This window comes from Nocardia yamanashiensis NBRC 100130, from assembly GCF_001613325.1.
GTDB lineage: Bacteria > Actinomycetota > Actinomycetes > Mycobacteriales > Mycobacteriaceae > Nocardia > Nocardia yamanashiensis.
This window is the reverse complement of the sequence record NZ_BDCD01000024.1, coordinates 144,194-163,539: the sequence shown is the minus strand read 5'-3', so window position 1 is coordinate 163,539 and position 19,346 is coordinate 144,194. Positions and strand designations below refer to the sequence as shown.

Below are 19,346 nucleotides of genomic sequence, written 5' to 3'. Positions count from 1 at the left end.
GGCTGTGCTCCCAGACCTATTCTGCTTGTGACCAGCGTCATCCGCCCCAACGCGTCCAGATGAGCTTGCCATAGAGCCAGCCTACTGCGCGGGGCTTGTGAGCAGCGCCATGCGGGCCTCGCACGGCCACGCCACGCCAACCCGGTCGCGGCTCCGAATCACTGAATGTGAACCTGCAAATTTCCCGTTTCTGGAGTTTTCCTGCGCGTGAATAGCCCGCAGTCTTACCATCGGTACCGCTGGAACGCATTGTTGCGCATGTCTTTTCACTCACTTGACTAGTTCTTGCAGGCCCCGTCGCGGCCTGCCGCTTCGCCGTGGACTCCACCGCCAGTTAACCCGCGGTGGCCCTTCGATCCGAGGAACGCAGCATGACCATCGAACTGCCCACCCAGGCCGAAACCAACCACGTTCGCAAGACCCTCAGTACCACCGCCGCCGGCCGGCTCGCCCACACCACCAAATCCGAACCCCAGATGCAGGGCATCAGCTCCCGGTGGCTGACCCGGTCGCTGCCGTGGGTTCAGGTCAAAGGCGGTGTCTACCGGGTCAACCGGCGCCTCACCCACACCGTCGGCAACGGCGAGGTGGAGTTCGTCATCAACGGCTCGAGCGCGCGGGTCATCCCCCTCGAGCTGCAGGAACTGCCGCAGCTGCGCGGTTTCGACGACGAGGAGGTGCTGACGGCGGTCGCCCAGCGCTTCGAACAGCGGGATCTGCAGCCGGGCACGGTGGTCGCCGAATTCGGCAACCCGATGGACCAGGTGCTGCTCATCGTGCACGGCAAGCTCAGCAAGATCGGCACCGGCGAATACGGCGAGACCACCAAGGTCGGCATGCTCGGCGGCGGCGACTTCTTCGGTGACGAGATGCTGGTCGACGAGGACGCCATCTGGCCGGTCACGGTCAAGACCGTCACCCCGACCACCATGCTGGTGCTGCCCAGGCAGGCGCTCGCGCAACTGTCGGAGAACATTCCGGCGCTGGCCCAGCACCTGGCCGCAGTGGCCGACGCGCCCGCCGCCCCGCAGAACAAATACGGCGAAGCCGAAATCGTGGTCTCCTCCGGCCATTCCGGGGAACCGCTGCTCGACGGCACCTTCGTCGACTACGACGCCTCGCCGCGCGAGTACGAACTCAGCCTCGGCCAGTCGGTGCTGCGCGTGCACACCCGCGTCGCCGATCTGTTCAACGATCCGCACGATCAGGTCGAACAGCAGCTGCGGCTGACCATCGAGGCCATGTACGAGCGGCGCGAATACGACCTGGTCAACAATCCCGACTTCGGCCTGCTCAACAATTGCGACCTGAAGCAGCGCATCTACACCGAGTCCGGCCCGCCGACCCCGGACGATATGGACGAGCTGCTCTCCATGCGGCGCAGCACCAAACTGTTCCTGGCCCACCCCAAGGCGATCGCGGCGCTCATGCGCGAATGCAGCAAGCGCGGCATCTACCCGGATCCGGTGGACGTGGACGGCCATCGGGTGCCCGCATGGCGCGGCGTGCCGATCTACCCGTGCGGCAAAATCCCCGTCAGCGAGAACCAGACCACCTCGATCCTGGCCATGCGCACCGGCGAGAAGGATCAGGGCGTGGTCGGCCTGCACCAGACCGGCATTCCGGACGAGTACGAGCCCGGCCTGAACGTCCGCTTCAAGGGCATCGACGATCAGTCGATCATCTCCTACCTGGTCAGCTGTTATTACTCCGCCGCCGTGCTGGTCCCCGACGCGCTCGGCATTCTCGACAACGTGCTGGTAGCCCGCCAGTCCGACTGATCGGACGATCCGCCGCGTCCCGCACCGGGCACCAACGGTGCCGCGCTCGCCCTCGGCGCAGCGCGACGGGTCCGGCCCCCGGTTCCGGCGCACGGTGTGGAGCAGACACCCACCGGCCGCGCCGGAACCGCGGCGTCCCGGTGCGGACGGCGCGCGCAGCCCGACAGTCGCCGCTACAACGATCGAAAGGATGTCCGACATGACCGCGCTTCAGCCTGAAGCCGATGGTGTCCTGCGCACCGAATATCAGAAATCCGTTGCGGCGTATTGGAACAACAATCCCAATGACGACCGGGTGAACACCGTGCTCGGTGAGGTGGACGGGCTCTTCCACCACCACTACGGTCTCGGCGATCCGGACTGGTCGATCCTGGAAGGGCCGGAAGAGGGCCGCCAGGAACGCATCGTGAAGGATCTGCACCGGCTCGAGACCGCGCAGGCCGATATCCTGCTCGACCATCTCGGCGACGTCCGGCCGGGCGATCGGCTCATGGACGGCGGATCCGGGCGCGGCGGCACCAGTTTCATGGCCAATCAGCGCTTCGGTTGCGCGGTGGACGGGGTCACCATCTCCGAATACCAGGCCGGTTTCGCCAATGCCCAGGCCAAGGACCGCGGCGTCGACGACAAGGTCCGGTTCCATTTCAAGAACATGCTGGAGACCGGGTTCGACACCGGCTCGCGGCGCGGCATCTGGACCAACGAGACCACCATGTACGTGGACCTCTACGAACTGTTCGCCGAGTTCTCCCGGCTGCTCGAACCCGGCGGGCGCTACGTCTGCATCACCGGCTGCTCCAATGACGTGTTCGGCGCGCGCTCGGCGTCGGTGAGCTGGATCGACGCGCACTACGGCTGCAATATCCATCCGCGCAGCGAGTACTTCAAGGCCTTGGCGGCCAACAATCTGGTCCCGGTCGCGGTCACCGACCTCACCCCGGCCACCATCCCGTACTGGGAGATGCGCACCCACTCCGAACTCGCGACCGGTGTGGAGAAACCCTTCCTGACCTCGTACAAGGAGGGCAGCTTCCAGTACCTGCTGATCGCCGCCGATAAGGTAGGCCGGTGACCGGCACTCTCGACGCTTCCGACGCCACCCCGGTGGTCGACCGTGAAACCCTGCTCGTCGAGCTCGTGGACGATCAGGGCAATGCGGCCGGCTCGCTGCCGGTGGCGGCGGCGCACACCGCGCCGGGACAGCTGCACCGGGCCTTCTCGGTGCTGCTGTTCGACGACACCGGCCGGGTGCTGCTGCAACAGCGGGCCGCGGTGAAAACCCGTTTCCCGCTGTTGTGGACAAACACCTGCTGCGGGCATCCGCTGCCCGGGCAGGACGTGGCCGAGGCCGCCGCCGTGCGGCTCGGCGAGGAGCTGGGGTTGTCGGCCGACCTGACCGAGGTCGGCCGATTCACCTATCAGGCATCCGATCCCGCCACCGGACGGGTCGAGTACGAGTTCGACCACGTGCTCATCGGCACGGCGGAAGGCATTGCACCGCAACCGAACCCGGACGAGGTCGCCGAGATCGAGTGGGTGGATCCGGAACGACTGGCAGCCGAGGTGGCCGAGAACCCGGACCGCTACACGCCATGGCTCGCCGGGGTCCTCGCCGCCGTCGCGGCACACCGGAACTGACGACCACCGCGCCCGTGGTTCCGCCCGCCGATCAGACCGGCAGCAGCCAGTCGTTCGGCGCGAAGAGTTCGAAATGCACTCGGCTGCCGGGGATTCCGGCGGCCACGAGCTGCGCTCGCACCGATTGCAGGAATCCGTTCCCGCCACACAGGTAGTAATCCGCGTCCGCGGGTAGATCGAACCCCGACAGATCGATCAACCCGTGGCCGTCGGCCTGATACCAGGTGCGAGCATCCGCGTTCGCCAGCCCCGCGATCAGCCCGGAAACCTTGTCCCGCAACGGGTGCGCCGCGCGCGAGCGATCGGCGTGCAGCACCACGGTCCGGCGCCGCGGAGTCTCCGCCGCCAGATATTCCAGAATGCCCGCCATCGGGGTGATGCCGATGCCGGCGGAGATCAGCACCAGCGGCGTGGTCGCGGCGGTATCGATGGTGAGATCACCGAAGGGCAGCGTGATCTGGAGCCGGTCCCCCACGCCGACGGTCTCGTGCACATTCGATGACCTCGGTATCGCCTTCGAGTGCGCGCACAATGCGGCCGACGGTGGTGGTCCGCCCCTGCTCGGTGAGGAACAGACCACCCGTCCGGCCGCGTTGCGCGGCCACGTAACCGAGTTCGGAGAGCCGCGAGACCGCTTTGGCCACGTAGTTCTCCGACGCGTTCACCTGCGGGGCAATGAGTTTCGTGGTGACACGCTCTTCGGCGTCCCGGCTGACGGCGTGGATTATGTTTGCTGCGGCACAGTTTTACCGCCCAGCGCATAATTGCTGGCAAATCGCCAGAGAACCATATAGACGATCAATGCCAGACCGCAGCCGATGAACCAGCTGTACTGGGCGGCGGTGTGCATGCCGTACACGTTCTTGGCCAGCACCGGGAATACCGCGGCGAGCGCGCCGACCACGGTGGCCGCCACCGCCACCGGGTTGAAGCCCTTGCGGTACCAGTACTTTCCGGATTCCGACATGGTGAACAGCTCGTCGACCACGATGGTCTGCTTGCGCACCAGGTAGTAGTCGGCGATCAGCACCCCGAACAGGGGTCCGATGAACGCGCCCAGCACCTCGAGGGTGTAGTGGATGACGTCGGGATTGTTGTACAGGTTCCACGGCGTGATGAGCACCGAGCCGACCGCCGCGATCATGCCGCCCATCCGCCAGCTGATCTTCTGCGGGCTGACGTGCGAGAAATCGAAGGCCGGGGAGATGAAGTTGGCCACGATATTGATGCCGATGGTCGCGATGGTGAAGGTCAGCGCCCCGAGCACGATGGCGAAGGTGTTGTCGATGCGCGCCACCGTCTCCACCGGATCGGTGATGAGTTCCCCGTACACCGGAATGGTCAGCGACGCGGTGATCACCACCAGCAGCGAGAAGGCCAGGAAGTTCACCGGCAGGCCCAGCAGATTGCCGCGCCGCACCGCCGTCATGGACTTGCTGTAGCGGGAGAAGTCGCCGAAGTTCAGCATCGGCCCGCAGAAGTAGGACACCACCAGCGCGATGGCGCCCAGCACCACCGGCAGCGCGTCCCAGCCGTGGTACTTCACCGCGCCCAATTGCAGATCGATGGCGCCCCAGCCGGCCTTGTAGATGAGATAGCCGCACAGGAAGAACATGACGACATAGACCGCGGGACCGCAGAAGTCGATGAACTTGCGGATCGATTCCATTCCCTGCCAGAACACGGCCGCCTGAATCACCCACAGCACCAGGTACGCGCCCCAGCCCAGCAGCGAAAGGCCCAGGAAGCCATAGTCGTCGGTGACCGCGTAGGGCGCCAGGCCCGGGAACAGCTTGACCGCCACCACGATCAGCGCGGCCGACGCCAGATAGGTCTGAATGCCGTACCAGGCCACCGCGATCAGCCCGCGGATGATGGCCGGGATATTGGCTCCGACCACCCCGAAAGCGCTGCGGCACATGACCGGATAGGGCACGCCGGCGCGCTGGCTGGGCGCGGCCACCAGGTTGCACAGGAAATATACGATCGTGATCCCGATGAGCAGGGCCACCAGCACCTGCCAACCGGCCAGGCCGAGCGCGAAAAGGCTGCCGGCCGTGACGTATCCGCCGACGCTGTGCACGTCCGACATCCAGAAGGCGAAGATGTGGTACGAGCCCCAGCGCTGTTCGCGCAAGGGAGCCAGATCGTCATTGGTGAGGCGCGGGTCGTAGACTGGGGGCGCAGGGGACCCCGCCGTCGTCGCGGGAGAGGCGATATCGGTCATTGTGCATCCGATCCGAAATCCGGTAATGGTCGGACCAAGATAGGAATCGGCTATTGCCCCTGGATTTCCCGACTTTTTCCAGTCCATTTCGGGATCGATATATCTTTCCCACCCCAAGATCGATGCGGCCGGGCCGAAGACCGTGCGCGGCAGCGATTCAGAGGATGGTGGCGGTCAAACGCCCGACGCCGGTGGGGATTCCGGCGCCCAGGCAACCCAGCACCTGGTCCGGGGTCCCCATCTCGTAGGTGGCGCTGATCTGCGCGCGGCTGCCCTGCCCGAGACCACCGACCACCTCCAGCGGACCGACCGCGGGCTGCATCATGCCGACCGGCCAGGGACCTTCGAGGGTACTGGTTTCGCCATTGGACCAGAGGATGTGCACCGTGATCGGCCCGTCCGCCGGATGCATGCAGTCCGACCAGGCGGTATGCACGCCGGTGAAGGTGCCGCCGGTGATGCCGGTCGTGCTCACGCAATCCCACAGCCGGCCCACCGAGGTGAAGGTGAGGAACTGCGGTTGCATGGTGATGCCGCCCCGGACCGCCGTCCAGCGGAAGTCGCCGCTGCCGCAGCTGCCGACGGTGGCGTGAGCGGCGGGCGCGCCGAGCAGCGGCACCGCACCGGCGGCGATGGAGAACGCCAGCGTGGCAAGGACTTTCCCGGCTTTCGGCACGATGCTGCTCGCTTCCGCGGTAGGGGTGGCGGCGATAAATCAGACCGATCGGTCCGACCCTAGTCCGGAACACCCGCGTACCGCGGCTGCGCGCTACGTGTCGTGCCTGGTCAGCGCCGTTTCGATACCGCGGTGCGGGCGGCTTTGATGGTGTCCCACGGAATCGGCGGGCGCGGCAGGTCGCGGCGGCGCAGATACTCGGTGGCGGCCCGGTGCCCGCCGCGCACGAACCGGATCATCGCCCCGGGCGAGCCGGTGTTCTCGTTCAGCCCCATGGGCAGGAAAACCACGGTGCCGTCCTGGGTTTCGATCACGCCCTTGGCCTGCGCGAACCGCAGATTCCAGCCCTGTTCGTCATGGCGGTGCCCGAGCAGCGCGGCCGGGCCGTCCACCCCGTCGAACCATTTCGGCTGGTCGATCACCAGGGTCTCGCCCTCCAGCCGGGGCCGGCAGCGCAGGCTGACCGGGTAGCCGTCGGCATCATAGGCGACGAGCACCGCGCCGTCCGGAAAGCGTTGCAGCGCCGGATATATCCGCTCGGCCAGGCTCATGACAGCGTCACCTCACGCGGTTCGGCCGTCATATCCCGGCCCGGCCACCAGCGCACCCGCACCGGCCGGACGTGGATCTTCAGCCGCATGTAGTACCACCAGAACATGCGTTTGGTGATGGGGTCGGCGCCGATGACGCCCTTGGTCTGCGTCGCCCACACCTTGGTGAACTGGCGCTCCAGTTCGTCGTCCCAGGTGCTGATACCGGGGTCGACCTCCGCCTCGCCCTGCACCAGCACGGCGGGCGGATCATCCAGTCCGCTGGCCACCGGATTCGAGTACAACAGCGCGACTTTCGGATCGCGGCGGGCATTGAAGACCTTCAGCGGCGCGCCGATGCCGGCGGTCACCAGGATGCGGCCGCGTTCCGGCAGCCACAGCGGGGCGACCGGGGTGGTGATCGGGGTGTGGTCTCGGGCGTGGGTGGACAACTCCGCGGTGAAGAACCGATCCAGGACCGTTTCGACCTCCGCGGGCAGGGCGGTGGGAGAGGCCATATGCCACGGTCCCGCCATCGACTCGCCCGCACAATAGGGTCGCGCGAAGCCGTCCGTTACGCGACAGACCCGTTAACTCCTGGCACCATGGCGGCCATGGATCTCCTGGCTCGGATCGAAGCGGCGGCGACCCTGCTGGCACCGGTCATTCGCCGGACCCCCGTGGTGTCCTCGCGGGTGCTGTCCGAGCGGACCGGGCACGAGGTGCGGTTGAAATGCGAGAACCTGCAGCGCACCGGATCGTTCAAACCGCGCGGGGCCTACAACCGGATCGCCAATCTGCCCGAGGCCGAACGGGTGCGCGGGGTGGTGGCGGCCAGCGCGGGCAATCACGCGCAGGGGGTGGCGTGGTCGGCGACCTCGCTGGGCATCGAGTCCACGGTGTTCATGCCGGTGGGGGCGGCGCTGCCGAAGCTGGTGGCCACCAAGGCGTATGGGGCCACGGTGCATCAGGTCGGCGAGACCATCGACGAATCATTGGCCGCCGCACACGAATTCGCGGCGCAGACGGGTGCGACGCTGGTGCATCCGTTCGATCACCTGGATATCGTGTCGGGGCAGGCGACGGTGGCGCTGGAGATCCTGGAGCAGATCCCGGATGTCGGCACGGTGCTGGTGCCCACGGGCGGCGGCGGGTTGCTGGCCGGTATCGCGGCGACGCTGCAGGCGCTCGCGCCGCAGGTGCGGGTGATCGGCGTACAGGCCGCCGAGGCCGCCGCCTGGCCCGCCTCGCTCGCGGCCGGTAAACCGCAACGGCTGGCGAGCATGGCCACCATGGCGGACGGTATCGCGGTCGGACTGCCGGGCGAGGTGCCGTTCGAGCACATTCTGAAGGCCGCGCCGGCCATTCTGACCGTGGACGAGGACGCGCTGTCCAAGGCGCTGCTGCTGTGCATGGAACGCGCCAAGCTCATTGTCGAACCGGCCGGGGCGGCCGCGGTGGCGGCGCTGATGGCCTGCACCCCGGCGGAGCTCGACCTGCGCGGGCCGGTGTGCGCGGTGCTGTCGGGCGGCAATATCGACCCGCTGTTTCTGACCCGGGTGGTCGGGCACGGTCTCAGTGCCGCCGGGCGCTATCTGTCGGCGCGCATCACCATTTCCGATCGCCCGGGCAGTCTCTCGCGACTGCTCACCGAGCTGGGCCGCACCGGCGCGAGCGTGCTCGATGTGGCGCATTCGCGGACCGGGGCCTGGCTCGCCATCGAGGAGGTCGAGGTGCTGCTCACCCTGGAAACCCGCGGCCCGGCCCATCGCGACGATGTCCTGACCGCCCTGGCCGACGCCGGATACGACGTGCGCGTCCAGGATTGAGCGCTGGAACTCAGTGCGCCCCACCGAGTTCCAGCGCCAGCACTCCGGCGACCACCAGCACGATCCCGCCGATCTGCACCGGGGACAGGTGCTCGTCGAGGAACAGCGCTCCGATGGTCGCCACCGCCACCACGCCCACCGCGGACCAGATGCCGTACGCCACCCCGACCGGCATGCCCCGCTTCAACGCCTGCGAGAGGAAGAAGAACGCAGCCCCGTACCCGATCACCACGACGATGGACGGCACGAGTTTGCTGAAGCCCTCCGAAACCTTCAGCGATACGGTCGCGGTGATCTCGCACGCGATGGCCAGTCCGAGTAGCAGCAAGGTCATGGCCGCAGCATAGTCAACGGCAAACTCGCAGCTCATAAATGGGATGCGCGCCGTGCGGGCGCCTCGCTACAGTGGCCCCCATGTGGATTCAGTTGTTCTCCTGAGCCTTCTCGCGTGAGCTCCGCTCACGCCTCGCCGCCGCCTTCGCGCCGCGGCGCATTCCCGATCCCGACCGGCCACACATCCGGTGATCGGTCGCTCATTCTTTCTAGGAGGACCTGTGCCCGAACAGTTTCCGCACCCCGAAATCAAGGTGGAGACCCCCGCCGAACAGCCGCGATTGTCGCGGCGCGAGCGGCGGGGGAAGTCCGGTAAGCAGCAGCAGGCTGCCACCGGAAAGATCCACGACGCCGGCCGCATAGCGGTACCGGCGGCCAAACATCAGAACTACCGGCGCGGTTGAGCGCATCGCCCGTGGCATTCCCGAGCGGGAATGCCACGGGCGCAATTGTTTTCACTGCGTTCTGGCTCTCAGGTATCGGGTGCGGCGCAAGGTATGGCTCTCGCGGGTGAGGTGGAGATGGACCGTGGCTTCCTAGCATGAGGTCCGACCCCACCGATGGAGGACGAAATGCCTGGACGCACCCGCTTTTTCGGCACCCTGTGCATTGCGGCGGTGACGCTGTGCGCGAGTACGGCGGTAGGCCGGGCCGATACCGATACACCGGCCGGGTACACCGAGGCACGCGAAATCCTCCAGCGCTTGATCACCATCGATGGAGCGCCGGGTGCGCTGCTGGCGGTGAACGGTCCACGGGGCCGGACGGTGCTCTCGAGCGGCGTGGCCGATATCCGGACCGGCGCGGAAATGCTGGACGACAATCGATTCCGGATCGGCAGCATGACCAAGATGTTCGTCGCGACCGTGGTGCTGCAGCTGGTCGGTGAGGACCGCATCGCGCTCGACGCAGCCATCGAGCGGTATCTGCCCGGCGTCGTCGAGGGTGGGAACGAGATCACCGTGCGGCAGTTGCTCCAGCACACCAGCGGCGTCCCGGATTACGTGCAGTACCTCGATATGAACCAGGTCCTGCAATCCATGTCCGCTCACTACGAACCGCGTGAACTGGTGCAGCTCGCGCTCGCCCACCCCCGCGTGTTCGCGCCCGGAACCGGCTGGGATTACTCCAATACCAACTACCTGCTGGCCGGAATGCTCATCGAGAAGGTCACGGGACAGCCGTCCGGCGCGGAGATCGAACGGCGTATCCTGCAACCGCTCGGACTGCGCGACACCTCCGTACCCGGGGACCTGTCCACGATTCCCGGCGCTCATCCGCGGGGCTATGCGAAACCGGCCGACAGCTTGATCGATCTGACCGAATTCAACCCGTCCATCGCGGGCGCCTCCGGTCAGATGATCTCCAGCACAAGCGATATGGAGCGTTTCCTCACGGCGCTGCTCGGCGGGCGACTGCTGCGCCCGGCCGAACTTCAGGAGATGATGACGACCCGCCCGATCGGCGATGCCGGCGGCAATGCCTACGGCCTCGGCCTGACCAGTTCCCCACTCCCCTGCAGCGGCAGTTACTGGGGCCATGACGGCGATATCTTCGGCTTCTCGACCATCAGCGGTGCCATGATGGACGGCCGTAGCGCCACCATCATGGTCAATCTCAATCCCGGCGGCAGCGACGCCCGCGCCACCGATATGCGAGCGGCCCTGAATTCCGCTCTGTGCGAAAGCAATTCGGCACAGCCCGCCCGCTGAAGCGCACGATCTATTTCGGGCTGTCGGGGTAGAACGTCGGCAGCATGCCCTTGACCAGGACCAGCGCCGAGCCTTCACCGGCGGGGACGGTGGCCAGATTGGTGGCGACCACGATGGTGAGGCCGGACTCGGGATCGGACCCGATGAAGGTCATGAAGCCCGGCATCTGGCCGTCGTGCCCGAGCAGATGGGCGCCGAATCTGACGATGCCCAGGCCGTAGCCGGCCATCTGCGGATTCGCCGGATCGATCGGGGCGATGCTGTCGATCCGCTGCCGCTGCATCTGCGCGTCGAGCAGGGTTCCGTCGGCGAGAGCCTTCACATAGGTGGTCATATCGCCGACCGTCGAAATCATCCCGCCCGCCGTCCAGGTCCACGATGGGCTGGACAGCGTTTGGTCGCTCGGCAACAGCGTGCCCGCCACGGCGGCGGCCTGCTGGTCCGGCGGCAGAGCGAAGGTCTCGAGGGTGGAGACATTGGTGCCGAAGGCGTATCCCTGCGGGTGCGGATCCGGAATCGCATTGTCCGTGGCCGCCGGGAACGAAGTGTGGCGCAGCCCGAGCGGCTCGAAAATGCGTTCCCGGAAACTGTCGCCCACCGGCTTGCCGGTCACCTTCTCGATGACCAATCCCAGCAGGATCGTATTGGTATTGCAGTAGTCGAATTTCGCCCCCGGCTCGAATTGGACGGGATGCGAGAAGGCGATGGCCAGCAGTTGCTCCGGAGTCCACACCTTCTGCGGCTGATTGTCGAGGTCGGCGTTGAACTGCTCGTCGAAGGTGTAACTGAAAAGCCCGCTGCGCATTTCGGCCAGCTGAGCGAGGGTGATCCGGTCCCCATTGGGCACACCCGGCCAGTATTTGCCGATCGGATCCTCGAGCGCGAGTTTGCCCTCCTGCGCCAGTTGCAGAAGCACCGTCACCGTCATGGTCTTGGTATTGCTGCCGAACCGGAAATGATCCCCGGCCGTGAGCGGCACATTCGCCCCGATCTTCCCGGTCCCGAAGGTAGCGGTCCAGTTCCCGTCGCGCGGCGACTCCACCCGCACCACCGCACCCGGAATCACATTGTCCCGCATGAGTTTCTCGATGACCGGCCGCAACGCGGCGGCATATCCGGGCTCGCCCGATCCCGTGGAATCGCTACCCGACCCGCACCCCACCGCGACCGTCAACCCCACGGCCGCGACCATCACCCCTAAACCCCGCCGGTATCCCATGACGTTCTCCGGGTCCGCTGGATTGTGGTTACGAAGTGTTTGCCAGCCTAGACCCGTACCACTCGGTCTCGAAGCGGAATGAGATGCCGGATACGACCGGCCCCCGGCGGCCGTGCCAGAAGAAGTATGGGCGTTTCATATTTGGCGAGTCTTCCTAGGGTTGGCATCCACACAGGAAGGCTCCAGCCATGAATCATCGGATCGCGCTCCTCAGCGCCGCGATCGCCGTCCCCCTCCTCCTCGGCGCGGGCAATGCCCAAGCCGCACCGGCCGTTTCACCGGAACCGGTCGCGAACTCCGGTTCCGCGCTGCTCGATTCCGATCTGGCGGTCCTGCTCGGCACCGGCTCCGGCCAGCTCGCCCGGGCGTTGCTCGATGCCGGATCCAGCCGGACGCCGTCGAACGCCGATATCGCCGCGAGCGGCTCCTCCGACCTCGGCGCCACCGGGTCCGCGCTCGGCAACAATCTGCTCACCACCGGGTCCGCGCAGGCGCTCATCGGCCCGGGCAGCGCCTGGTCGAATTTCTGGACCATGCTGGGCAATTCGGGCTCCGGCAAGGGCTGGATGCAGGGCTTCGGGTCCAGCGGGTACCAGAACGGCTGAGCCGCAAACGCCGGTCAGCTCTCGACGATCTCGGCGCCGATCTCGTCGAGACGCTGCCGCAGCAGTAGCCACGATTGCGTGGCGAGACGCTCGATCAAACGCTCGCGCGTCTCTTTGGGGTGGTCGAGCCACCACTGGATCGAGGCGTCGATCAGGCCGTGCACCGCGACGATGAAGCCGTCGGCCATATCGCGGTGTTCGGTAAAGCCGGGGATGTATCGCTTTCCGGCGGAGGCGATTTCGAAGGCGAAGGCGCTCTCGCTACCCGGGCGTTCGTCGTCGGTGCGGGCGTAGCGGCGGCTGACCAGGAAGCGGAACAGGTTCGGGTGTTCGTGCGCCCAGGTCACATGCCGGGTGATGGGCCCGCGAATGGCGTCCATGGGCGTCTCGTGGGTGCGGATGCCGTCGCGGATGCGCTCCTTGTGCTCCCGGTACAGCCGCAGGGTGATCTCGCGGTCGAGTTCTTCCTTGCTGGCGAAATGCCGGTAGATGTGGGCGCGGTTCAGGCCGGCGCGGGTCGCGAAATCGCCGGTGCTGGCGCTCGGGCCGCGTTCTTCGATGGCCGCGATCGCCGCGGTGACGATCTCCCGGCGGCGTTCCTCGCCCCGATCACCGCGACTGGCCGCCCGGCGGGCGTGCAAGCTGTCCACCTTGCCCTGACTGTGCACCACCGGCCCAGCGTATCGGTCCCGGGGTCTTGCGCCGGACAGCCTTGCGGGTACACCATGTACCCAGACGCCGGGTACATGGTGTACCCAAGCCTGCGCCGAGGAGAACCATGTCCGCTCACCGCTCCAGCTGGCACACCGACGAACTCGACGCGCTGCGCGAGCTCGCCCGCACCTTCTGCGAGAAGGAACTGCAGCCGAACGCGGAACGCTTCGCCGCCCAGCACCAGGTCGACCGGGAGCTGTGGAACCGGGCGGGCGAACTCGGCCTGCTGTGCATGTCGATTCCGGAGACCTACGGCGGTGGCGGCGGCACCTTCGCCCACGAGGCGGTGCTCATCGAGGAACAGGCGCGGTGCGGGGATACCGCCTGGGGCGCCAGCCTGCACAGCGGCATCGTCGCGCACTACCTGCTCGCCTACGGCACCGAGGAGCAGAAGCGGCAGTGGCTGCCGAAGATGGCCAGCGGCGAGGTGGTCGGCGCCATCGCCATGACCGAACCGGGGACCGGCTCGGATCTGCAGAACGTCAAGACCAAGGCGATTCGCGAGGGCGACGAGTACGTGGTCAACGGCGCGAAGACCTTCATCACCAATGGCCAGCAGGCCGATCTGATCATCGTGGTGGCCAAGACGAATCCGGAGGACCGGGCGGCGGGCATCTCGCTCATCCTCATCGAGGGCGACCGGCCCGGTTTCCGGCGCGGGCGGGTGCTGGACAAGATCGGCCAGAAGGGCCAGGACACTTCGGAACTGTTCTTCGACGACGTCCGGGTGCCGGTCGCGAATCTGCTCGGCGAGCAGGAGGGGCTGGGCTTCATCCAGCTCATGCAGCAACTGCCGCAGGAGCGCCTGATCATCGCGGTCGGCGGGGTCGCGGGCATGGAATCGGCACTGGCGCAGACCATCGCGTACACCAAGGACCGGCAGGCGTTCGGCAAGCCGATCTTCGCGTTCCAGAACACCAAGTTCACCCTCGCCGAGGTCGCCACCGAGACCCGGGTCGCGCGCGTGTTCGTGGACGACTGCGTCTCGCGGCACCTGGTGGGCGAGTTGGATATTCCGACCGTGGCGATGGCGAAGTGGTGGGTGTCCGACCGCGCCATGTCGGTGGCCGACGAATGCCTGCAATTGTTCGGCGGCTACGGGTACATGACCGAATACCCGATCTCGCGCATGTGGACCGACGCCCGTGTCCAGAAGATCTACGCGGGCACCAACGAAATCATGAAGGAAATCATCGCCCGCTCGCTCTGAGCGCGGGCTTTCCGGAGTATCCCAGGAGGCAACAATGACGTTGGCGGCGCCGCGAGGCAACTCCTACGACGAAATCCTGGCCACCCTGTCCCAGGGTTCGGTCGACGTCAATTTCGATCCGTATCTCGACATCGATTGGGATTCCCCGGAATTCGCCATCGAGCGCGATGATCCGCGCTGGGTGCTGCCGGACTACGACCCGCTCGGCGGCACCCGCTGGTATCAGGAGCTGCCGCTGCAGCGGCAGATCGACATCGGCCGCTGGCGCATGGCCTACGCCGTCAAGGTCGGGCTCATGTTCGAGAGCATCCTGATTCGCGGCATGATGCAGTACGTCATGAAGCTGCCGAACGGGTCGCCCGAATTCCGGTACTGCATGCACGAGATGACGGAGGAATGCAATCACATCCAGATGTTCCAGGAGCTGGTGAATCGCATCGGCGAGGATGTGCCCGCGGGTCGGCGGCATTTCCGGGCGCTGTCACCGCTCATCGGCGTGGCGGGCGGGTACGCGCACCTGATCCTGTTCATCGGCATTCTCGGCGGCGAGGAGCCGATCGATCACCTGCAGAAGGAGATCATCCGCAATGGCGCGAACATTCCGCCGGCGGTGCTGCGCTGCATGCAGATCCACATCGCCGAGGAGGCGCGGCACATCTCCTTCGCCGGTGAGTTCCTGAAATCCCATCTGGCGCAGACCAATCCGGTGTTCCGGCAGATCTGCGGCATCGCTTTCCCGATCGCCATGCGCTGGCTGGCCGGGGAGATCACGGTGCCGCCGAAGTCCTTCGCCCGCGAATTCGGCATCCCCGACGAGGTTTTCGCCGACGCCTACTGGCGCTCGCCCAATTCGCGCCGGATCCTGTCCGGGTATTTCGGCGATATGCGCCGCCTGGCAACCGATCTCGGGCTCATGAATCCGGTGACCCGCCGGCTATGGCAGGTCCTGAATATCGACGGCGCGCCCTCGCGCTACCGCAGCGAGCCGGTGCGCTCGGGGTAGGCGAGGTCGAGCAACCGCGGCCGGTGGCTCCAATGCACCACAGCCACTTCGCCGGGGTTCGGCACGGGCCATTTTGTACAAGACCCCGGCGCGGCCGACACATAGGATGACTTCTGTGACAATCGATCACGAAGCCCTCATCGGCGAAATCAGAACCCTGCACGATGATCTGGCCCGCTGGCTCGGCACCGCCGACGCCACCGATGCCCGAGAACGGTTCGAAGCGCAAGTCCACCATGAATTCTCCATGGTCTCCCTGGACGGCGCGGTCATCGAACGGGAGCAATTGCTCACCGGTCTGCAAGGGGCCGGCCATGCGGCGCCCGGCCTTACCATCGACATCGCCGATATCGCGGTCCTGCACAGCTCCACCGACTGCGCGGTAACGCGGTTCCGCGAGATCCACCACGGCCCCGACGGCCCGACGTCCCGCCTCACGACCGCGGTCCTGCTGCCCGACCCCGCGGCCCGCAATGGCCTGCGCTGGCGCAGCGTCCACGAAACCGCGGCTGATTGAGCGCGAATTACATGGCGACTCGTTTCCCGGCTTCCAGAAACATACGGTCGGAGGGTTGAACGCGGTAGGCGGTATAGAACTCCGGCAGATTGCGCACCACCTGGTTGACACGGAATTCGGCGGGCGAGTGCGAGTCGAGCCCGACCATCATGGCCAGGTATTCCGAGGTCGCGCACTGCCGCCACAGCCGCGCGTACGCCTGGAACAGCGGCCGGAAGTCCGGATCCGCCACTCCCCTGCGCTGTTCGGCAAGCCGGAACGCCGCCAGGGCCGTCGTCAATCCGCGCAGGTCGGCCAGGTTCTCGGTGACGGTCAGCGAGCCGTCGACATGCTGCTCCGGCCGGAGACCTTCGGGTACGAGGGGGTTGTACTGCTCTACGACCAGACTCGCCTTACCCTCGAAAGCCGCTTTGTCCTCGGGTGTCCACCAGTCCCGCAGGACGCCGTCGGCATCGTATTTGGAGCCGCCCGTATCGAACCCGTGACCCATTTCGTGCGCGATGACAGCGCCCATACCACCGTAGTTGACGACCGCGTCGGCATCCGGATCGAAGAACGGCGGTTGCAGGATGGCGGCGGGCAGGCAGATGTGGTTGAGTTCCCAACTGTAGCTGGCGTTCACGTCGGCGGGCGTCATGAAATCCCATTCGCCGCGATCCACGGGCCGCTCCAATTTGCCCAATTGCCAACTGAATTCGAACGCATCGGCGGCGCGCAGAGCGGTGACGAAATCGCCCTGCGGGATATCCAGCCCGGTGTAATCGCGGCCGTGTGACGGCGCACCGACCATGGCGACCACCTTGTCCACCTTGGCGACAGCGGTCTGCCGGGTGGCCTGCGACATCCACCCGGCCTCCGCCAGCGCGGTCCGGTACGCACGCAGCAGATCCGCCACCAGCGCTTCGGCCAACCGCTTCGACTCGGCCGGGAAATGACGCTCGGCATAGGCGCGCCCGAGCGCGTCCCCGAGCCGTTCCCGGACCGTGCGGACGGCCGTGCGCCACTGCTCCGGCGGCTGCCGGGTCCCCTGCAACGTCCGGTCGTTCCATTCGAAGTGAGCTGCGGTGAACGCGGCGGACAATGCCGGCGCATATCGCGAGAGCACCTTCATCCGCAGGTAGTCCCGCCACACGGCAATGTCGGTCTCGGCCCACACCCGGCCCACCACGGGCAGGTATCCGGGCTGATCCACCACCACCGTCTCGAATCGCCCAGGCCGCCCCGTCACACCCGCGAGCCACTCGTCCCAATCGAATCCCGTTGCCAGATCCCGAAGTTCAGCCCAACGGTAGGCGTGGTAGGTCGACAGCGATTCGATGAGCTGCGCGAGATCCACGTGCCCACCGGCGATTCGGTTCTCCACCTCGTATACGCGAGCCGCTACCGCGCCCGCCTCCGCGAAATTCGCCGCGCGCCCGATACGTTCGAGGTAGACCCGGTACGCGGCCTGCTGATCCACATACTGCCCGTCCCGGTAATAGGCGCCGTCCGGCATCCCGAGCCCCGACTGCGACAGATAGACCCGATGCCGCGCCGGCTCCCTACGATCGGGCTGCACTCGCACACCGATCAGTCCCGGCACCCCCAGCGCGGTCAGCCGTCCCATCACCTTGGCGAGATCGCCCTTGCCGCCGGCCTTCTCGATATCGGCGAGTAGATCCGACAATGGCGCGATCCCCGCCCGGTCCCGGGCCGCCGTATCGAGACATCCCGCATAGACAGCGTGCAGCCGATGCTCATCGGTCCCTACCGCGCCACCGGAAAACCCTTCGAGAATCTCCCGCAACCGATCCTCGGTCCGATCGATCAATTCGTCGAAAGTCCCGAAAGCAGGTTTGTCCGCCGGCAACCGATACTCCCGCAACCACCCCCCGTTGACGTGCCGATAGAGGTCATCCTGCGGCCGCACCCCCGCATCCATTCCCGAAAGATCCGGCCCGCCCGCCCGTTTCGCCCCATCCCCTGCCGAACAAGCCGCCATCGACACCAGCAACGGCACCGTGGCGATTCCAATCAGGAACCGCCGCCGATCCATCCGCCGAGACCCACCCGAATCACCCGCACACCCAGTCATATCCGCGAGCCTAGAAACCCGGTCGCCGCCCGGAATCGAACTGTCGGATGATCATTCCTACCGCAAATGGCGCAGATCCACCCTGACCGAACCCTGAACCCACCCTGAGCAGCCGCCGGCCCGCTATCGCGGCGAGCCGGATCGCACCGCGTTCATCGCTTGATACCGCCGGTCAGTAGGAGTCGTTCGCGTAGGTGCGGCTCCACTGGCGGCTCCAGGTGACCAGGGCGCGGGCTTCGGGCAGGCGCAGGCGGTCGTAGTTCGCCATGGCGGTCAGGGCATTCGGGCCGACGACGCCGTCGCGCGTGCATTCGCGCAGTGCGATGGCGTCCTCGACGCTGGAGTTGTAGCCCTGACCGGTGGCCGGGGCCACCGCGTGCGCCGCATCGCCGATCAGCGCCACCCGGCCGCTGGCCATCCGCTCGGGCAGGTAGTTGCCGATCGGGGTGCCGAAAGCGATGCCCTGCTCGAAGCATTGGACAATGGTTTCGCGCCACGGCGTCGGCCACATGCGGTTGGTGGCGGCGATCATTTCCTCGGTCAGCCCCGCCGGGAACATGTCCACTTCCAGACCGCGCATGATCTTGCCGTCCCGCACGCACCCGGTGTCCTCGAGCAGCTTCGTCCGGGTGGGGTCGTGCCAGGCGAAACCGATGGTGCGCAACCCCTTCGCCATATCGCGATTGTTCAGTCCGGGCAGCGGGAAGGCCACCAGCATCTGCCGGCCGTAACCGAAGCTGACCAGGTCGTCGCTCGGCAGCGGAGTGCCCTGCGGCAGATCGGATTCGGCGATCCAGCCGCGCCAGGTCATGAAGCCGGCGTAATCGGTGAGCAGATGGCCGGGGTTCACCTCGGCGCGCACGATACTGCGGTAACCGTCCGCGCCGATCAGGATATCCGCGCTGTATTCCTCGGTATCCGTGGTGGCATAGACCTTCTCGTCATCCTGATAGACCTTGGCGACATCGACGCCGAGCCGCATGTCCAGTCCCTCGATGCGGGAGCCGACATCGGCCAGCCAGGCGTAGAGCGCATTGAAGCTGGTCGAGCGGCGGTACCCGTAGATATACGCGAGCGTCTCGTCCGGGTTCTCCCCCGTCGCCTCGCACAGCATCCGGTAATCGACGCCGATGCCGCCGCGGCCTTCGAACGAGTCCCGGCATTCGAGCACGGTGGTTCGAATGCCGGTGCGCGCCAAGGCGATCGCGGCCGTCAGACCGCCGATGGAACCGCCGACCACAATCGCACTGCCCTTGGACGCCATGACCCGTCCGCTCC

Annotated in this window: 21 protein-coding genes; 10 read left to right on the top strand and 11 right to left on the bottom strand. The window is 66.5% G+C overall.

Annotated elements, in window-relative coordinates; translation table 11 throughout:
• Positions 1 to 371 precede the first annotated feature (371 nt).
• The 3 genes from NY1_RS28615 (at position 372) to idi (ending at position 3,419) form a co-directional block, all read left to right on the top strand.
• Positions 372 to 1,781, top strand: a complete 1,410-nt coding sequence (locus tag NY1_RS28615) for a family 2B encapsulin nanocompartment shell protein (RefSeq protein ID WP_067719969.1) — start codon at positions 372 to 374, stop codon at positions 1,779 to 1,781.
• Positions 1,782 to 1,980: 199 nt separating this feature from the next.
• Positions 1,981 to 2,853: a geranyl diphosphate 2-C-methyltransferase gene (locus NY1_RS28610; RefSeq protein ID WP_067720100.1), complete on the top strand. Its 873-nt coding sequence runs from the start codon at positions 1,981 to 1,983 to the stop codon at positions 2,851 to 2,853.
• Complete coding sequence (gene idi, locus NY1_RS28605; RefSeq protein ID WP_233434528.1) at positions 2,850 to 3,419, top strand: isopentenyl-diphosphate Delta-isomerase; 570 nt, start codon at positions 2,850 to 2,852, stop codon at positions 3,417 to 3,419. Before NY1_RS28610 ends, idi begins: the two co-directional genes overlap by 4 nt.
• Before the next feature lie 31 nt (positions 3,420 to 3,450).
• On the opposite strand, the gene NY1_RS28600 is transcribed toward idi, so the two are convergent.
• The 6 genes from NY1_RS28600 to NY1_RS28580 all read right to left on the bottom strand — a co-directional run bounded on the left by NY1_RS28600 (position 3,451) and on the right by NY1_RS28580 (position 7,370).
• Entirely contained in the window at positions 3,451 to 3,912 is a 462-nt protein-coding gene (locus NY1_RS28600) for a ferredoxin reductase domain-containing protein (RefSeq protein WP_067719966.1), read from the bottom strand.
• Positions 3,857 to 4,084, bottom strand: a complete 228-nt coding sequence (locus NY1_RS42215; protein ID WP_439956046.1) for an Rrf2 family transcriptional regulator — start codon at positions 4,082 to 4,084, stop codon at positions 3,857 to 3,859. The genes NY1_RS28600 and NY1_RS42215 overlap by 56 nt, the downstream gene beginning before the upstream one ends.
• Before the next feature lie 59 nt (positions 4,085 to 4,143).
• Positions 4,144 to 5,646, bottom strand: a complete 1,503-nt coding sequence (locus NY1_RS28595) for an NCS1 family nucleobase:cation symporter-1 (RefSeq protein WP_067719960.1) — start codon at positions 5,644 to 5,646, stop codon at positions 4,144 to 4,146.
• Between the two features lie 157 nt (positions 5,647 to 5,803).
• Positions 5,804 to 6,322, bottom strand: a complete 519-nt coding sequence (locus tag NY1_RS28590) for a hypothetical protein (protein WP_067719958.1) — start codon at positions 6,320 to 6,322, stop codon at positions 5,804 to 5,806.
• A gap of 110 nt (positions 6,323 to 6,432) precedes the next feature.
• Positions 6,433 to 6,873 carry a hypothetical protein gene (locus NY1_RS28585; RefSeq protein WP_067719956.1) on the bottom strand — a complete coding sequence of 147 codons (441 nt, stop codon included), beginning with the start codon at positions 6,871 to 6,873 and terminating at the stop codon, positions 6,433 to 6,435.
• A complete protein-coding gene (locus NY1_RS28580; protein WP_067719940.1) occupies positions 6,870 to 7,370 on the bottom strand; it encodes a pyridoxamine 5'-phosphate oxidase family protein in 501 nt (166 codons plus the stop codon). Before NY1_RS28580 ends, NY1_RS28585 begins: the two co-directional genes overlap by 4 nt.
• Before the next feature lie 96 nt (positions 7,371 to 7,466).
• On the opposite strand from NY1_RS28580, the gene ilvA reads away from it, so the two are divergent.
• A complete protein-coding gene (ilvA, locus tag NY1_RS28575) occupies positions 7,467 to 8,681 on the top strand; it encodes a threonine ammonia-lyase (RefSeq protein ID WP_067720097.1) in 1,215 nt (404 codons plus the stop codon).
• Positions 8,682 to 8,691: 10 nt separating this feature from the next.
• Here the strand turns inward: ilvA and NY1_RS28570 are convergent, their stop codons facing one another.
• Entirely contained in the window at positions 8,692 to 9,015 is a 324-nt protein-coding gene (locus NY1_RS28570) for a DMT family transporter (RefSeq protein ID WP_067719938.1), read from the bottom strand.
• Positions 9,016 to 9,235: 220 nt separating this feature from the next.
• Here NY1_RS28570 and NY1_RS28565 point away from each other — a divergent pair, with 220 nt between their 5' ends.
• A complete protein-coding gene (locus NY1_RS28565; protein ID WP_067719936.1) occupies positions 9,236 to 9,418 on the top strand; it encodes a hypothetical protein in 183 nt (60 codons plus the stop codon).
• 168 nt (positions 9,419 to 9,586) lie between these two features.
• Complete coding sequence (locus NY1_RS28560) at positions 9,587 to 10,726, top strand: serine hydrolase domain-containing protein (RefSeq protein WP_067720094.1); 1,140 nt, start codon at positions 9,587 to 9,589, stop codon at positions 10,724 to 10,726.
• A 10-nt stretch (positions 10,727 to 10,736) separates the two neighbouring features.
• On the opposite strand, the gene NY1_RS28555 is transcribed toward NY1_RS28560, so the two are convergent.
• Positions 10,737 to 11,945, bottom strand: coding sequence for a serine hydrolase domain-containing protein (locus tag NY1_RS28555; protein WP_084535482.1), 1,209 nt, complete (start codon positions 11,943 to 11,945; stop codon positions 10,737 to 10,739).
• Between the two features lie 188 nt (positions 11,946 to 12,133).
• Here NY1_RS28555 and NY1_RS28550 point away from each other — a divergent pair, with 188 nt between their 5' ends.
• Positions 12,134 to 12,550, top strand: coding sequence for a hypothetical protein (locus tag NY1_RS28550; protein ID WP_067719933.1), 417 nt, complete (start codon positions 12,134 to 12,136; stop codon positions 12,548 to 12,550).
• 14 nt (positions 12,551 to 12,564) lie between these two features.
• Here NY1_RS28550 and NY1_RS28545 read toward each other — a convergent pair whose 3' ends face one another.
• Positions 12,565 to 13,221: a TetR/AcrR family transcriptional regulator gene (locus tag NY1_RS28545; protein WP_233434527.1), complete on the bottom strand. Its 657-nt coding sequence runs from the start codon at positions 13,219 to 13,221 to the stop codon at positions 12,565 to 12,567.
• A 107-nt stretch (positions 13,222 to 13,328) separates the two neighbouring features.
• On the opposite strand from NY1_RS28545, the gene NY1_RS28540 reads away from it, so the two are divergent.
• From NY1_RS28540 to NY1_RS28530, 3 genes are all read left to right on the top strand, one after another.
• Complete coding sequence (locus NY1_RS28540) at positions 13,329 to 14,474, top strand: acyl-CoA dehydrogenase family protein (protein ID WP_067719930.1); 1,146 nt, start codon at positions 13,329 to 13,331, stop codon at positions 14,472 to 14,474.
• Between the two features lie 34 nt (positions 14,475 to 14,508).
• Positions 14,509 to 15,477 (top strand): AurF N-oxygenase family protein, encoded by a 969-nt coding sequence (locus NY1_RS28535; RefSeq protein WP_067719927.1) that lies wholly within the window; start codon positions 14,509 to 14,511, stop codon positions 15,475 to 15,477.
• Positions 15,478 to 15,592: 115 nt separating this feature from the next.
• Positions 15,593 to 15,994, top strand: coding sequence for a DUF4440 domain-containing protein (locus NY1_RS28530; protein ID WP_084535480.1), 402 nt, complete (start codon positions 15,593 to 15,595; stop codon positions 15,992 to 15,994).
• Between the two features lie 7 nt (positions 15,995 to 16,001).
• On the opposite strand, the gene NY1_RS28525 is transcribed toward NY1_RS28530, so the two are convergent.
• Positions 16,002 to 17,903, bottom strand: a complete 1,902-nt coding sequence (locus NY1_RS28525) for a M13 family metallopeptidase (protein ID WP_169815411.1) — start codon at positions 17,901 to 17,903, stop codon at positions 16,002 to 16,004.
• 337 nt (positions 17,904 to 18,240) lie between these two features.
• The gene (locus NY1_RS28520; protein ID WP_067719921.1) at positions 18,241 to 19,332 is read right to left on the bottom strand and encodes an FAD-dependent monooxygenase; all 1,092 of its coding nucleotides are present in this window, start codon (positions 19,330 to 19,332) and stop codon (positions 18,241 to 18,243) included.
• Between the last annotated feature and the right edge of the window lie 14 nt (positions 19,333 to 19,346).

What these genes read in the sequence shown, in the direction of transcription:
- NY1_RS28615 (WP_067719969.1), top strand. Translation starts at nt 372, where the DNA reads ATGACCATCGAACTGCCCACCCAGGCCGAAACCAACCACGTTCGCAAG.
- NY1_RS28610 (WP_067720100.1), top strand. Translation starts at nt 1,981, where the DNA reads ATGACCGCGCTTCAGCCTGAAGCCGATGGTGTCCTGCGCACCGAATAT.
- NY1_RS28595 (WP_067719960.1), bottom strand. Translation starts at nt 5,646, where the DNA reads ATGACCGATATCGCCTCTCCCGCGACGACGGCGGGGTCCCCTGCGCCC.
- NY1_RS28585 (WP_067719956.1), bottom strand. Translation starts at nt 6,873, where the DNA reads ATGAGCCTGGCCGAGCGGATATATCCGGCGCTGCAACGCTTTCCGGAC.
- NY1_RS28580 (WP_067719940.1), bottom strand. Translation starts at nt 7,370, where the DNA reads ATGGCCTCTCCCACCGCCCTGCCCGCGGAGGTCGAAACGGTCCTGGAT.
- ilvA (WP_067720097.1), top strand. Translation starts at nt 7,467, where the DNA reads ATGGATCTCCTGGCTCGGATCGAAGCGGCGGCGACCCTGCTGGCACCG.
- NY1_RS28570 (WP_067719938.1), bottom strand. Translation starts at nt 9,015, where the DNA reads ATGACCTTGCTGCTACTCGGACTGGCCATCGCGTGCGAGATCACCGCG.
- NY1_RS28560 (WP_067720094.1), top strand. Translation starts at nt 9,587, where the DNA reads ATGCCTGGACGCACCCGCTTTTTCGGCACCCTGTGCATTGCGGCGGTG.
- NY1_RS28555 (WP_084535482.1), bottom strand. Translation starts at nt 11,945, where the DNA reads ATGGGATACCGGCGGGGTTTAGGGGTGATGGTCGCGGCCGTGGGGTTG.
- NY1_RS28550 (WP_067719933.1), top strand. Translation starts at nt 12,134, where the DNA reads ATGAATCATCGGATCGCGCTCCTCAGCGCCGCGATCGCCGTCCCCCTC.
- NY1_RS28540 (WP_067719930.1), top strand. Translation starts at nt 13,329, where the DNA reads ATGTCCGCTCACCGCTCCAGCTGGCACACCGACGAACTCGACGCGCTG.
- NY1_RS28535 (WP_067719927.1), top strand. Translation starts at nt 14,509, where the DNA reads ATGACGTTGGCGGCGCCGCGAGGCAACTCCTACGACGAAATCCTGGCC.
- NY1_RS28520 (WP_067719921.1), bottom strand. Translation starts at nt 19,332, where the DNA reads ATGGCGTCCAAGGGCAGTGCGATTGTGGTCGGCGGTTCCATCGGCGGT.